15 protein-coding genes are annotated in these 13829 nt (G+C 69.0%); 1 reads left to right on the plus strand and 14 read right to left on the minus strand.

Translation table 11 applies throughout. From position 1 onward, the window contains the following. Positions 1-3 precede the first annotated feature (3 nt). From A37W_RS0113770 to A37W_RS0113820, 11 genes are all read right to left on the minus strand, one after another. A complete protein-coding gene (locus A37W_RS0113770; protein ID WP_018303620.1) occupies positions 4-999 on the minus strand; it encodes a hypothetical protein in 996 nt (331 codons plus the stop codon). After that, the gene (locus tag A37W_RS0113775; protein ID WP_018303621.1) at positions 996-4337 is read right to left on the minus strand and encodes a VWA domain-containing protein; all 3342 of its coding nucleotides are present in this window, start codon (positions 4335-4337) and stop codon (positions 996-998) included. The genes A37W_RS0113770 and A37W_RS0113775 overlap by 4 nt, the downstream gene beginning before the upstream one ends. A gap of 1 nt (position 4338) precedes the next feature. Then, positions 4339-4557 carry a hypothetical protein gene (locus tag A37W_RS0113780; protein WP_018303622.1) on the minus strand — a complete coding sequence of 73 codons (219 nt, stop codon included), beginning with the start codon at positions 4555-4557 and terminating at the stop codon, positions 4339-4341. After that, a complete protein-coding gene (locus A37W_RS0113785; protein ID WP_018303623.1) occupies positions 4554-4802 on the minus strand; it encodes a membrane protein in 249 nt (82 codons plus the stop codon). The genes A37W_RS0113780 and A37W_RS0113785 overlap by 4 nt, the downstream gene beginning before the upstream one ends. Before the next feature lie 27 nt (positions 4803-4829). After that, on the minus strand, positions 4830-5678 hold the full coding sequence (locus A37W_RS0113790) for a phage BR0599 family protein (RefSeq protein WP_018303624.1): 849 nt from the start codon (positions 5676-5678) through the stop codon (positions 4830-4832). Next, complete coding sequence (locus A37W_RS0113795) at positions 5675-7345, minus strand: vWA domain-containing protein (protein ID WP_018303625.1); 1671 nt, start codon at positions 7343-7345, stop codon at positions 5675-5677. The genes A37W_RS0113790 and A37W_RS0113795 overlap by 4 nt, the downstream gene beginning before the upstream one ends. Next, the gene (locus A37W_RS0113800) at positions 7338-9824 is read right to left on the minus strand and encodes a phage tail tape measure protein (RefSeq protein WP_018303626.1); all 2487 of its coding nucleotides are present in this window, start codon (positions 9822-9824) and stop codon (positions 7338-7340) included. Before A37W_RS0113800 ends, A37W_RS0113795 begins: the two co-directional genes overlap by 8 nt. Beyond that, on the minus strand, positions 9817-9945 hold the full coding sequence (locus tag A37W_RS24580; RefSeq protein ID WP_018303627.1) for a DUF7697 family protein: 129 nt from the start codon (positions 9943-9945) through the stop codon (positions 9817-9819). The genes A37W_RS0113800 and A37W_RS24580 overlap by 8 nt, the downstream gene beginning before the upstream one ends. 98 nt (positions 9946-10043) lie before the next feature. Continuing rightward, complete coding sequence (locus A37W_RS0113810; RefSeq protein ID WP_018303628.1) at positions 10044-10481, minus strand: phage-derived protein YdaY family protein; 438 nt, start codon at positions 10479-10481, stop codon at positions 10044-10046. Between the two features lie 2 nt (positions 10482-10483). Then, positions 10484-11440 carry a phage tail tube protein gene (locus A37W_RS0113815; protein WP_026198503.1) on the minus strand — a complete coding sequence of 319 codons (957 nt, stop codon included), beginning with the start codon at positions 11438-11440 and terminating at the stop codon, positions 10484-10486. Between the two features lie 24 nt (positions 11441-11464). Continuing rightward, complete coding sequence (locus tag A37W_RS0113820) at positions 11465-11881, minus strand: hypothetical protein (RefSeq protein WP_018303630.1); 417 nt, start codon at positions 11879-11881, stop codon at positions 11465-11467. A 327-nt stretch (positions 11882-12208) separates the two neighbouring features. Between A37W_RS0113820 and A37W_RS23830 the strand changes: the two genes are divergently transcribed. Beyond that, entirely contained in the window at positions 12209-12532 is a 324-nt protein-coding gene (locus A37W_RS23830) for a hypothetical protein (RefSeq protein ID WP_156169308.1), read from the plus strand. A gap of 2 nt (positions 12533-12534) precedes the next feature. Here A37W_RS23830 and A37W_RS0113825 read toward each other — a convergent pair whose 3' ends face one another. Genes A37W_RS0113825 through A37W_RS0113835 form a run of 3 tightly spaced genes read right to left on the minus strand, consistent with a single transcriptional unit; the run spans position 12535 to position 13810 of the window. Further along, positions 12535-13167 carry a DUF6441 family protein gene (locus tag A37W_RS0113825; protein WP_018303631.1) on the minus strand — a complete coding sequence of 211 codons (633 nt, stop codon included), beginning with the start codon at positions 13165-13167 and terminating at the stop codon, positions 12535-12537. Further along, the gene (locus tag A37W_RS0113830; RefSeq protein ID WP_018303632.1) at positions 13164-13475 is read right to left on the minus strand and encodes a head-tail joining protein; all 312 of its coding nucleotides are present in this window, start codon (positions 13473-13475) and stop codon (positions 13164-13166) included. Before A37W_RS0113830 ends, A37W_RS0113825 begins: the two co-directional genes overlap by 4 nt. Then, positions 13475-13810: a DUF2190 family protein gene (locus tag A37W_RS0113835; RefSeq protein ID WP_018303633.1), complete on the minus strand. Its 336-nt coding sequence runs from the start codon at positions 13808-13810 to the stop codon at positions 13475-13477. Before A37W_RS0113835 ends, A37W_RS0113830 begins: the two co-directional genes overlap by 1 nt. Positions 13811-13829 lie beyond the last annotated feature (19 nt).

Consider the following 13829-nt stretch of genomic DNA (forward strand, 5'->3'; position numbering starts at 1 on the left):
GGGTCATGACGAGATAATCCCCGCTTCCGCCGGCAGCGTGGCCGCCGTCCAGGGGCTGCTGTCGGCAGGGTTCAGGTCCCAGCTGGAATAGACCGGCGATGGCAGGTCCGCCGAGGGCGTTCCGGGCGCCGCGTCGTAATCCACCCCGTCCAAGCGCAGGAAGCCCGCGATGCTGGTCGGACCGGCGGTGCCGAGCTGGGCCAGCTGCTTGACGTGGACGCCCGCGATGGTCGTGGCCCCAGCCGGGCCGGTCGGGCCCGCAAGCGAGAACGAGAGCCGCTGGCCCGCGATGTCGCTGGCGGCCCGCGTGGCTATGTCGCCGTCCTTGATCGCGTCGATCCCACCCGAGAAGGCGTCGTAGGTGCCCACCAGGTCCGGTGCGCGCCGAGCGAAGCGCCGTCCGATGGTCGAGACCCCGTCGAGCACGGCGATGTGGGCGTAGTACCATGTGGCCGGGTTGTAGAAGTCGAAGAGGTGGAGATTGCGCCAGACGCAGCGGACGGGGCGGCCCTTGCCGCCGGTGTTGGCGGCGGTGGCGCTGCTGTGAAGCACGCCATCGATATGGAACTCGATGGTGATGTCGGCGCCGACGGCGATCTTGACGTCGACCCAGTAGGCCTGGTTGGTGGCGGCGACAAACGAAGAGGCCCCGTCGACGCTGGTATCGCCAACGGCCATAGCACGGTACTTCTCGTCGTCTCGTTCGGTCCGGACGAGCCCGACTTGCCGGTTCGCCGCGTCGTAGAACTCGAGAAAGATGCCGTCCTGCGCGATGATGTGCGCATTCACCGATGGCGCCCGGTAGCGGAACCCGATCCAGACGTCGCCGGTGGGCTCCGCCCATGTCGCCGTGAATGGCACGGATGAACCGTTGTTCGCGGTGATCTTGACGGCGTTCACGTCGTAGGCAGGGTCGAAGCCCGTGGCGTCGGTGCTGATCAGCCCGGTCGCTCCGGAGAGATCCGTGACCTGGTGGCCGAGATGGAGGATGTAACTCATGGGATCACCTCGATGTAGAGAGCGCTTGCGGCGGCGGTGAGACGCGCGTCCCCGCCGCGTTCGTGGAAGAGATCGGCCCGCGCCACGCTCAGCCGGGCGTCTGCCCCGAAGCCGATCCAGAGCGCGGCATCGGCCGCCGTAAGCTGGACCGCGCCGCCGAGCTCGAGGAAGACGACGGTCTCAGGAACCGTCAGCCGGGTCTCCGCCCCGAACTCGTTCCAGAGGCTGGCCTCGGCGACCTTGATGCCGTCGGGCATGAAGAGCCGGATCGAGCGCGCGGCCCGAGCCTCATAGGTCGCGCTGCCGGCGACGCGCCGCGCCTGCACCCGCGCCTCGAAATGCTTCGTTCCCGTCGGCGCCGAGAGGATCGGCACGTCCTCCTTCGTGAGCGTGAAGCTGGTGGCGCTGCCGACATCGATTACCGCCGCCGGCGGTTCGACCACCGCATCGGTGTCCGGATCGATCCAGCGGATCTCGAGCGCGTAGGTCACACCCGGCTCGGGTCCGATGTCGCCCGCGTCATAGGCATCGAACACGCTGCTGGTCTGGGTGAGCCGGTCGCGATGCGCCCAAGTCAGCAGCACGGGACCGAGGTTCAGGATGTTGGGGTTCACGACCGAAACACCATTGCCACGGAGATCCCCCGGCGGCAGCGGCCGAATGGCGCGGGAGGCGAGCGTCACTTGGTCCTCGGGCGCCTGAGAGAGCGGCAGCGTCCCGAGTCCCGTCTCGGGCAGCATCCGGACGGCGACGGTCTCGCCGGCCGCGAAGCGCGCCTCGCTCGCGTTCGCGAGGAGCTGCCAGCAGATCACCGGCGTGCCCGCAGGATGGACCTGCGGCACGGTGTCGAGACAGCCCCGACCGACCGTCAGGGTCGTGGTACTGACACCGTCAATCCGGACGAGTTCGTCGCCGATCGCGGCGAGCGTGCCGATGGTCACATCCGTGAGCCCCGTCCAGCTGCCGACCGGCAGCACCCGCTCGGCCGGATCGTCTGTCACATCCGCTGTGAGCAGCGCCGTCGGGACGAACTCGACGCCCGCCTCGAGCGCGTAGCCGGCGCCGCTGTCGGTCCAGACCTGAACTGACAACGCATCGGCCGAAGGGCGCTCGCCGGCGGCAACCAGCGCGCCCACGTCGGGGTCCTCGTCGAGGAGCGCGTCGGCTTGCGCGTGACCCAGCTCCTGGACGAGCAGCCAGTAAGGGGCTTCCGTCACCCAGCGGCGTGTCAGCGGCTTAGGCGGCAGGATGAGCCGGCCCGGATCGCCGCTCTCGCCACCAACAAGGGCCGTGTCGCCAAGTCCGAAAACATCCTCTGCAATGCGGAGCCGGACGCCGTTCGCGCGCCCGTCGCCGTGGTCGATCTCGACGATGCGGACCGCGACACCCTCGAGCCCGCGGCGCGGGCTCACGAGCCGGATCACGTCGCCCGGATCGAGATCGGCGCCGACGCGGGTAACGGTGATCTCGCCCGACAGGATCGGCGACGAGAGCGCGCGGAGATCCCGCTCGGCCACGCGCACGGCGAGCGACTCGTAGCGGATCCCCGGATAATCGACCGTCGCGCTGACCACCTGGCCGAGGTCCTGGACGAGCGCGGTGTCGGTGACGCTGACCGATCCGGTCTGATCGGTCCTTGCGTCCGAGAACTTCACGGTGACCGAGTTCACCAGATCGGCGGCCTCGCGGCGGCCAAGCTCGCCCCAGTCGACGACAGTCATGTCGTCGAAGATCGGCAGCGTCTCGGGATCGTAGTCGGCGCGAATGAGCTTCAGTTCCCAGCGGCCCGAGCGGCGGTCGACGTAGAGATAGGCGTCGATGTGCTTCAGCACGTCGGCGATGAAGTCCTCGATCGTCGATTCCTGCTGCCAGAGCAGCGAGAGCCCGAAGCCTTCGGCGAAGAGCGCATCGGCCGCCGTCGCGAAGCTCAGGCCGATGTCGGTGAAGGCGTGCCCGAGGCCCCAGTCGCGGTTCGTCAGGCACTCCCGGATGATGTGGGCTGGGTTCATGTCCGGGCCCTCGCCGAAGGCCGCGCGGAGCGAGGCGACGAGCACGTCGGGATCGCCGGCGGGGACGACCGGCACGCCATCGACGGGCGTGTTGTCGATCTGGCCGGTGGCGCTCGTGTCCGAGAGCGCGATGTTGAAGGCGAAGACGTCGACCTCGGAGAGGCCCGCGAGCGTCGCCTTGGCGCTCTCGAGGCTCGAGGCCGGGCTCGGCTCGCCGTCGGTCACGAAGATCAGGATGCGCCGCTTGCCGCCCGCGCCATTGAAGAAGGCGCCTGACTGGCTCACCGCCGCCCCGAAATCCGTGCCGCCGCTCACGGTGGTCGGCAGCGCGTCGACCCAGTCCTTGAGCTCGCCATAGTCTGCGGCATCGGCATTGCGCCGGATGATTGTCGACGAGACGGTCGAGTTCCAGGTGACAAACTGGATGTCGTTGGGCTCCATCGCATTCGCACCGATCTCGGCGATGAGCCGCGAGACGGCCGTCCGCTGCGCCGCCATGCGGCTGCCGGACATGGAGCCCGAGGTGTCCATGGCGATGTAGATCGCGGCGTCCCCGATCCGGACCTCGGGCACGATCTGCGCCTTCTCGGGATACCACTGCCGATTGCCGTCTTCGGCACGCAGGATGCGGGTGAGCCGGACGGCCCATGGCTTCAGGTAGGGATTGAGACCGAGATAGACCTGCCGCAGGACGAGCGAGCAGATGCCGCGATAGCCCGGCACGTTGGAACCCGCCTGCGCGGCGAGATAGTCGTTCTGGCCCTGTGTGGTCCCGCCCATCAGGACGTCGATGTCGCCGACGATGCCACCCTCGCGGCTCTCGCCGCCGAAGAGGTTCGGCTTGTTGATCCGGATGCGACCGCCCGCAGCGCCGCCGCTGAGGTTCGGCAGGCTCGCGGCATCGGAGACCGTGACGGACTGCGCGGCGAAGGCAGTGGCGGCGGGCTCGACAAGCCAGGTCGTGGTGCCGGTCCCGCCATCGTAGCTCACGGCCTGGACGGTGACCGTGCGGGTCGTGTTGTCGGTGCCGAGCTTCAGGTCGTAGTTGGCCCCGAGACGGATCCCGGCGAGCGTGCCCGGAAAGGTCACCTCGGCCACGCTGTCGCCGGCGGCCGCGGCGGCGGCCGACATGCCCGCGACGGTACCGTAGCTCGCGAGCGCGCCGACGCCGGTACCGGCAGAACTGCTCTGGCCAGCGCCGATCGACCAAGCCGTACGGTCGTCGACCCGGATCTCGCGGATCGCATCGATTGGTCCATGGCAGAGCGCCAGATGCGCCCCGAGGGTGTACTTGTAGCCAACCGTCTGGGACTTTGAGCGACCGCCCATGTCAGGCCTCGCCCCCGGTCCGCGCGGCGCGTTTGTCGGCCTCGGCGATCACGCGAAGCGCCAGCGCATCTCCTGTGGCCGCCAGCACCTCGGCGGGCAGTCCTTCGGCAAGGAAAGCCTGCCAGTCGAGCCCGTGGCGGCGGAACCACGGCCGTGCCCCCTGAAAGCAGAGCCGGGCGGCGCGGATGTCCTCGGCGCGGACGATGAGGGTCTCGCTCACTTCTTGCCCCCCTTCTTGCGGATCGGGTCGACCTTGAGATCGCCGGCCCAGACGACGTTCGGGCCGCGCAGAAGCACGGTGCCGAAGACGACCGGGATCGGCCGGCCTTCCTCGGCGGTCGGCAGGTCGAAGTCGTCGAGCCCCGCCGCTTTCGGCACCTCGGTCTTCGGCTTCGGCGAGAGCGCATAGGAGATCGCCGTCAGCACGAGGCTGGCGACGATCTGGACGACGAAGTTCCAGACCATGGGCGGGGCTCGGGATGTTGGGGCGGATCAGACGATGCTGGTGCCGCCGAAGGGATTGCGGCCGGGGATGTCGGGGAAGCCCCCGAAGTTCAGGAGATTGCCGAACTTGGCGGCGCAGGTGTCGCGGCGGAGATCGCAGCCGGGGGCCATGTCGATGACGGCGACCGTCTCCAGATCGTCGATCGCGGTCTCTAGTTCCGGCATGCGCCCCGCGAGCGTCAGCCTGTCTCCGACATGGCCGGTGATGAAACCGAGCAGCCCCGTGTGGCGCAGGACGCCGCCGCGGAACCAGCCGTCCGGCAGGAGCGCGGCTTCGGGCACGGTGATCTCGAGGCCCGATCGCGCGATCGCAGTACCGCCCACGAAGAAGGTCTCGATGTCGAGGCGGCAGCCGCGGGAATAGAGCGCGTGGCGGCAGAGCCGCTGGTACTTCGCCCGCACGCCTTCGCGGCGCATCGAGGTGAAGAGTGATTCCGCCCGGAGCGTAATCCGCCGCCCCTCGACCCGGGCCGAGACGATGCGGCCCTTCCAGTGCGCGACCACCTCGGCCGGGACCTGTTCGTGGCCGCGGAAGATGGTGAGCGTCGTCACCGATCGGCCCCGGGGTCCGAGATAGCTGCGCGCGAAGGGATCGGAGAGCGGGAAGGTCACCGACAGGTCCACGCGCCTGGGGTCGCTGCTCTGGACGACGGAGCTGTGGCTCACAGCCGAGGGCTCCCAGACAAGATCCTCGGTCTCGTCGCCGATGGCGCCCGCGGGCGAGATCCAGGCGCTCGCGCGGCTGGTGAAGCGCCAGACGCTGGCTCCTTCCGCGAAGAGGTAGAGGAAGTACGGCCGCCCCTCGGCGGTCGAGGTCTCGGCAAGATCGTAGGTCATGAGGGGGTCTCGATTAGTGGCAGCGCCAGTTCAGTGCGGTTCGGCCCGTGCTTGAGTTCGATCCGGTCGGCATCCGAGCGGACCTTCACGAGCAGGTGGATGGGTGTGCCGAGGGGAATGCTCTTGCCGGGAGCGGTGATGGAGAGCCCGATCCCCAGTGCGTCCCAGGTGGCGGCGGTGATCTCGCGGAATATCGGTCCGGTCGGGTGATCGATCATAAGGTGGCGGCCGATCCAGACGGAGGGATCGGCGAGCGGCGCGACGACAATGGAGGTCGCATCGGAGGTGATCGCCGCCTGTAGAACCAGTTCCCGGCCCCAGGTCGGCAGCCAAAAGGCGCGCTGGCGGCCGCGCAAGGAAAGCAGCCAGCGGCGGCGGGTCAGGCGCGCGGGCCCGCGGTCGATCAGCGTGATCGTCGACCGGCGCTGGACATGGGTCAGCAGGGTCTCGAGCACGATGGTGCCGAAGCCGTTGTCGATGGCCTCGACGGTCTGGCCAAGCGTCTCGGCCAGAGGCTGGCGCAGGACGGCCGGGTCGGTCAGGACGTCGAGCCCCTGATATTGCGGGAGCGCTCCGCCGAAGGCGGCACGGATCGAACTCACGAGGACGTCCGGATCGCCCGCAGGCACGACGGGCACGCCGTCGACGGGCGTGGTGTCGATCTGCGCGGTGGCGCCCGTGTCCGAAAGCGCGATGTTGAAGGCGAAGACCTCCACATCTGGGAGGGTCGCGAGCGTCGCCTTCGCGGCCGCGAGGCTCGATGCGGGGCTCGGCTCCCCATCTGTGACGAAGATCAGGATCCGCCGCTTGTCAGTGGCGCCGGCGAAGAAGTCGGGTGCCTCGCTCACCGCCGCCCCGAAATCCGTGCCACCGCTCGTCGCGTCGGACAGAGCCTCGATCCAGGTCGTGACTTCGGCGTAGGCCGCGGCATCGGCATTGCGCCGCAGGAGCGATCCGGTGACGCTCGCGTTCCAGGTGACGACAATGATGTCGTTGGTCGGGAAAGCCTCTTCGCTGATCCAATGGACGAGGCGAGCGAGCGCAGCTTTCTGTGCGGCCATCCGGCTACCGGACATCGACCCCGAAGTATCCATGGCGATATAGATCGCGGTCCTTCCGATCCACGCCGCCGGTACGAGCGAGCGCAGTGTGAAGCTCGCCCTAACGGTGCCAAGCCCCTGACGGCCGCGGTCGATCTCGAGGGGCCGTGCGAAGAAGGCGGTGCCGACTGGTGCGACGACGGCGTGGACAAGGCTGACGCCCGCCCGAGTGGCGAGCTCCAGTCGGTCGGGCAACACGGCTGCAACCTCGACCAGGTGCGCCGCGACGCCATCAGCGGCGACAACCGCCTGCCCCGCCCCGCCAAAGGCGCCGTCGGTGGTGTCGACCAGGATCACCGGGTCGGCGGGATCGATCGGCGCCGTCGCCGAACGCGCGAGATGCCAGAGCGGCAAGGTCCAGTCGTCGAGCGATGCGGCCCGGCCGAGTTCTGCGGCCCCTGCCAGCCCGATGGCATCGATGAGATGCGGGAAGGTCAGCGTGGAGCGCGGCGCCGTACGGAGTGCGATGCGCTGCTCTGCCGCTTCCGTGACCAGGACGTCAGTCGACCACTCCAGCACTTCCGTGACCGGCCTCTGCGCCGCGAAGGGCCAGAGCCGATCAGGCATCGAGACCTCCCCGGTTGCGTCGGATCACGTTGACGATGAGCCGCTCGCCCGCGGGCGTGGCCAGATAGTCCCCGACGATCGCGGGATCGAGCACGTTGACGATACGTGTGGCGGGCTGCGGCGCAGGTCCTCCCGCGTTGGCCTCCACTCCGAGCCGACCGCCCGGCCCACGCCGCAGGGGCAAGATCGCTTCCGGTCCAGCCTCGCCCATGAGGCCCGCGCCTCGGGCGAAGGGAAAGACCGTCGGCCGGGAAACCACGCCGCCGCGGGCGAACGCGGTGATCTCGCCTGCCTGCGCGAAGGCGCCGCCCCTGGCATAGGCGCCACCAAGGCCGAAAAGCCCGCCGACGGCGCTCGTGATCCAGCCGAACAGGCCACCGCCTCCGCCGGTACCCGCGCCGGAGAAGGCGCGGAAGAGCGCGTCCTCGATCGGCTTGAAGGCCTGGTCGATGAGGCGGTTCGCGAGATTGCGCGCAATCCCGGCCACAGCTCCTGCAAAGGTCTGCCAACTGAGCTCGCCCGACTTCAGCGCCTCCTTGATCGGGCCCGTGATGTCTTCTGCCAGCCCCTTCGCGATCTCCTGCGTGCGTTCCACGGCGGCGCGGGCCGCGTCCCAAGATTGGCGCGCGACATCGGCCGCCGTCTGCATGGCGCCGCCTGCGCGCCCCGCGGCCTGGGCGGTCTCGTCGAGCGCGGCGGCCGGTCCCGCCCCGTCCTCTCCGGAAAGTGCGGCAGCGAAGCGCTCGGCAGCGACCGTCGCGCCATCGAGCGCCGACTCGGCCTCCGTGCCGGCGCCGCTCACCGCAGCACGGAGGGCATCGAGTGCGGCGAGTGGCTGAAGCGCCCCGTCGGCCAGAGTGGCGGCCGTCTGACGCCAGGCCTCGGCCGAAGCCGCGGCTTCGGTCGCGGCTGCCGTCAGTCCGAGATCAGGCACGGCGAGCGGGTTGTCGGCGAAGGCCGAGGCGAAGGCATCGCGTGCTGCCGTTGCGGCCTCTGTGGCGGCGCCGGCGAAACGGTTCTCGAGACGACCGAGATCGAGCCCGGCGATGACGCCGATCCGGCGGTCCACCCCGAGCGCTTCCAGCCCGGCATTCACGCCCTCGATGAAGCCGTTGATCCGGGTGACGACGCCATTCAGCATCGCCTCGACACCCTCGATCAAGCTGTTCGCCGCCTGGAACGCCAGATCGCCGATGGCGGCCGGGAGCAGCCCCCAGACGGCCTTGATTGCCTCGAACGCGCCCTCGAAGCTGTTCACAGCAGCATTTGCGAAGCTGACCACGGCCTCGAGCGCGCCCTGCATCGCGGACGCCGCAGAGGCCTGGATGTCGGCGAAGGCCGCCATTGCCGAAGCTCCAACACTTGCAGCCCCCATGCCGATCCGGTCCCAGACCCCGCTGGCGAGATCGTCGAGAAGCGACATCGCCTCGCCGAACCCGCCCGCGCCAGACACGAGGCGGGTGAACTGGTAGATGAGTTCGCCCGCGCCGACGATGAGCGCGCCGATCCCCGTCCGGATTACGGCACCGCGGAGGACGACGAGCGCTGTGGCGAGCCCACGCACCGAGAGCGCTGCGGCGGCCATGCCGGCGACCCAGCGGCCCGCGAGGAAGGCCGCGAAGGTCGCGGTATAGGTGGTCAGGCGGCCGATGTTGTCGAAGAGGCCGCGGATCGCGATCCCAAGCGGGCCGGTGCGGCTCGCGACCGCCGCCATGACGTCGGCGACGGCTTCGAGCGCAGGCGCCGCGGCAACGGCCAGCTGGTGCGACAACCCGCGCCAGATCAGCCCGAGCCGGGAAATCGCGTCGTTGGTCCGCTCGATCTGGTCGGCATCCTGCTCGGAGACGACGACCCCGAAGGCGAGCACGTCCTCGGTCGCCTGACGCAGCGTCGCGGTGTCGATCCGCGACATGGCGATGGAGCCTTCCTCGCCGAAGAGCTGCCCCGCGACTGCGGCGCGCTCGGCGGCGGGCACGAAGTTCTCGATGGCGGCGTTGATCGCGCCGACGCGCTCGTCGAGCGGCAGGGCGATCAGCTCGTTGGCCGAGAGTTCGAGCCGGTCGAGCGCATCGGCGGCCGGGCCGGTCCCGGCTGCCGCCTGGCTGAGGCGACGCGTCAGATCCTTGGTGGCCTGCTCGATGCCGGACATGGAAACGCCCGCCAGCTCGCCCGCGCGCTCGAGCGTCTGGATCGAGGCGACGGTGGTGCCGAGCGACTGCGCGAGCTTGGCCTGCGCATCGACGGTCTGCAGGCCGGACCGGATCATCGCCACGCCCGCGGCTGCAGCGGCTGCCACGGCGGCGGCGGCCGCGACCCGGACCCGCCGCGAGAAGGCTGCGAGCCTCGCGTTGGCCGCTTCCATCTCGCGGCTCAGCCGTCCGAAGCCGCGCGATCCGGCTTCGCCGACACCTTCCAGCTCGGCGCGAACCTGCCGTCCGCCCACGGCCGCGAGGCGGACGCTGACCCTCTTCTCAGCCATGGGAGTGATCCATCTGTTCGTTGAGCTTCGCGACCATCACCGCTTCGATGACCGGCAGCAGTTCGGCCATGGCGGGCGGCGAGACCCCGAGCGCGTCGCCGAGTGCGAACGCCGCCGACATGTCCCAGCCGATTACCGCGCCGGGCAGGACACGCAGCTGGCCGCCGAGGCGGCCGACGAGGTCCCAGACCTGCCAGCCTTCAGGCGTTTCCGGACGGTTCAGCCGCGCCGGGCAGTCCGCGCACGTCGTTTGGCAAGCGTCGCAGTAGCGTTCGCCCCCGCCGAAGGACCATTCGGCGAGAGCGCGGAGGCGTTTTTTTCCTGCTCCAGCAGCAGACCCTTCGAGACGTAGGTCAGCTGGAACGCCTCGAAGATCGGCCAGACGTCGAGCAGCGCATCAATGGCCTCGGGGCTCGGATCGATGGGGTTGCCGTCCGCGTCGCCGATGCCCTCCCAGGCGAGCAGCGCGCGGCGGGCCAGTGCCTTGGCGAAGGCGACCGCGCGTTCCTCGTCCGAGGCCTCCTCGGGGACCGCCTCGACGGCCGGATCGCTGCGCGTCGCCACCATCAGGGCGGTGGTCAGCGGGCGCAGCTGCACACAGACACCGGGCGCGAGATCATGCCAGCGCGGTGCATTGGTCAGGTCGAGCGTCAGCATCGTCAATACACCTCGATGTCGTTGATCAGGGTCGCGGTGCACATCCGGCCGACCACGCTCTCGCGCGCCGCCTGCCAGTCGAAGGTCGCCTGCACGCCCTGCGGCCCGGATATCTCGATGCGCGGGCGCGGCAGGTAGACGGCGTGTACGGTGAAGGTGAAGCTCTCGCCCGAGGGCAGGACGTACGCGAATTCCATCTCGCAGGCCTCGCCGTTCAGCGCCTGCGTCACCAGCGTGCTGTCGGCGAACCGCACCTCGATGGAACCGGTCAGCGCGGCGATCGACGGGTCCGCCCCGTCGATGCGGCCGTCGCTCCGGATGGTCTCGATCCGGTCGAGATTGTTGGCATAGGTGATGTCGGCCGCGACGACGTTGCCGAGCGGGGAGCCGTTTCGCATGATGGACCCGTTGAAATGGCCGAACCGCTTCAGCTCCAGCGCGGCGGGGGGTGAGGCACCCGTGCCGAACGCGCTGGTCGTCGTGCCCACCGTCTCACCCTGCGCCACCAGCCGCGCCGTCGCGCTGAGCTGGCCGGACCGCTGCATCTGCCAGCTGAGCTGGTCCAGCATGCAGCCGAAGTACATGGCATGGCGCGGCACCTCGGGCATCGCCGTTTCGATCGACATGCTGGGCAGCGTCCAGGACCCGGACTGGAACTCGTGGCTGTATGGCGCTTCCGCACCCGTGGTCGTGGGGGCGCCGAACGCCGCCTTCAGCCAGAAGCCGAGGGCCTCGGCGTCGAGCGGCACCACGACATCGCCGTCCGCCGTCACCGCGTCCTTTATCGGAGCCAACGGATCGCGGCCGTAGCCCAAGAGCTCCGAGTTCAGCAGCGGCTGCTCGGCGCCGAGCGAGGTGCTGGCGAAGGGCATGCGGGTGAAGCCGCTGGCGGGCGGCGTTCCATAGGTCGTTTCGAACGCAAGCGCCATCAGCGCTCGCGCCCCCTGGGCTCGTGCCATGGTGTTCTCCTCGGGTTGTCGGGGTCAGGCCAGTGCGTCGGCCGTGGAATAGTGCAGCACGACCGGGATCACGGCCGCCTTCAGGCTCGCCGCCCCCTCGACCGGCAGATCGACCGGACGCGGCGCTTCGGCCTCGACCCAGTCGCAGAGCCCGCCCAGCGTGCGGTCGGCGGCGAGTACTGCGCCGATGCTGGCGATCAGCGTGTCGAAGGCGGCGTCTCGGGTTGCGCCCTGTACTACCGCCTCGATCTCGGCCCGGTGCTGGTAGTGGTAGGCGAGCGGCGACAGCGTGACCTCAGGCTCACCCGGCTCTCCGTCTCGCAGGATCAGCAGGCCGTCGGACGGGACGCGCTCGGGCAGCACCTCACCGCGCAGGGCGGTGGCAGGCAGCGCCGAGAGCCGCGCATGCAGCGCGTTGAGGATGGTTTCGCGGGGTGACATCGGTAGTGAGACTGCCTATTGGCGCATTTCGGGAGGCATTGCGAAGCCGCGTGCAGTTGATTGTTCGTGCCTCCTCGTTGAAGCTCTCGGCAAACGAGGTGAGGTGGAGGGAACTGATTGCCGTTATCGCTCATACTGGTTGACGAGCTACTTGCCGCGCGAAGGAACTTGCATGGAGGGAACGCTGGCGCTCCACGCCGACTGGTTGACGGTCAGCATGAAGGTTCAGCTCTCAATCGCGCATGTGTAGTGATGCTCTCGTCAGCGCTCCAAGCGTTCGTTGGGGACGTATTTTTGGCGTGTTCGCAAAAAGCTTTTGGACGGGCAATGACGGCTGCTGAGGTCAAATCGTACTCTGCGACTTGGAACAGATGGGGAAATCCAAGCGACCAAAACATTGTCGCGCTTTTTCTTCGCCTTGGCGTGACTGATGTTTTCGACGGTCTGTCTTGGCAGGGGCAATCCACCGCGGCGCTGAAAAAGAACCTCGATATAGTCAATCAGGTGCGAAACCGGATCGCACATGGTCAGGCCATCCAGGTTGATGGAAATCCTTATGCCCTTCGGCTGTCGGGCATAACTCGTTGGCGCAACATCGCGGAGCAATTTGGGAACCGTTTTGAAGCACACGCGATGGCTAAAATCCGCTGAGGTTACGGAAGGCGCACCTCCACCCAATTCGCCACGATCAGCCCCGGCACGCTGTCCAATGCCCGGTCTGCATCCCGCGCGAGGTCCAGCCGCTTCGGCAACTTGACCTGCGGCACCAGCAGGAAGATCGGCGCGGTGACCTTGCCGCGCCCGGTCTTCGAGCGCGACACCACCGCCTGGCCTTTGGTGTTCAGCCGTCCCTCCGCCACCAGCAGGCTCGGGCCGGTGCGGCGATAGACGAAGCGCAGGCGCAGCCCGCGTCGCCGCTCCCATTCGCCGGGGGTGATCCTGCCACCGCGCAGGGATTTGCCCGCGGCCGGCAGCGGGATCGCCAACCAGAACCCATCCTTCGAGCGGATCAGCGGGCCGGTGTCATGCGCGCCGACGATCACCGGCGCCTTCGACCAGACGAGCGCCGCGGCGTCCAGGCTCTCGCCCGACCTCGGGAAGTTCTGGCTCCGGATCGAGTTGGCGAGCCGGTGCCCGAGCCCCGCGCCGGTGATCTGCAGCCGCCATGCCGCCTTCAGCCCAGTCCCGGCCTCGCGCATGGCGGCGGTAACGGCGCGCTCGCCCGCAGCCACCTCAGCCGCCATCATCGCGACGATGTCGGGATCGATGTCGAGCTTCAGTTTCACGCGGGCCTCAGATCGACGGTCCAGACCAGCCGCTCGCGGTCGCGGACGGGTTCGCCCTGAATGAGGAAGGCGTCCCCGTCGATTTCCAAACGATCACCGGGACGCGGGTTCGCCACCTCGGTCACCAGCAGATCCACACGGGTGGTCTCGGACCAGAGCCGCGCGTTGCCGAAGTCGGAGACGGCATCCGCGCGCCGGGCGACGACGCGCACCAGCACGGGCGCGCCGCCGTCGGCGATGTAGACCGCGTCCCGGCCGACGTTCGGATCGCCGAAAAGCGCGCCCACGGCGGCGGCGAAGGCGCTCATCAGAACGCCGCGTTCAGGCGCACCCGGCCGACGGTGTCGCCCGCGCCGCTCGCCACCGCCTCGACGGCCACGCCGATGAGGGTGTTGTCGGTCGCGACCGTCGTGCAGCGCTTGTTGGTGTCATCCCAATAGACCTTGGCGCCGACGGTCCATGCCTGGGAGCCGACCTTGGTGATGTCGAACACGCCGACGAGCGCGGTCTCGACGGGCTCGCCGAGGGCGGCCGCTCCGGCCACGATGCCGAAGAGGGAGCCGACGAGCAGGCCATCGCCGGAGGCGACGGCATAGGGCGCGGTCAGGGTGATGGTGTTGCCGGGCTGGACGAAGTTTTTCATGACGGGGATCCTCGTGGAA

It is taken from the genome of Wenxinia marina DSM 24838 (genome assembly GCF_000379485.1).
Taxonomy (GTDB): domain Bacteria; phylum Pseudomonadota; class Alphaproteobacteria; order Rhodobacterales; family Rhodobacteraceae; genus Wenxinia; species Wenxinia marina.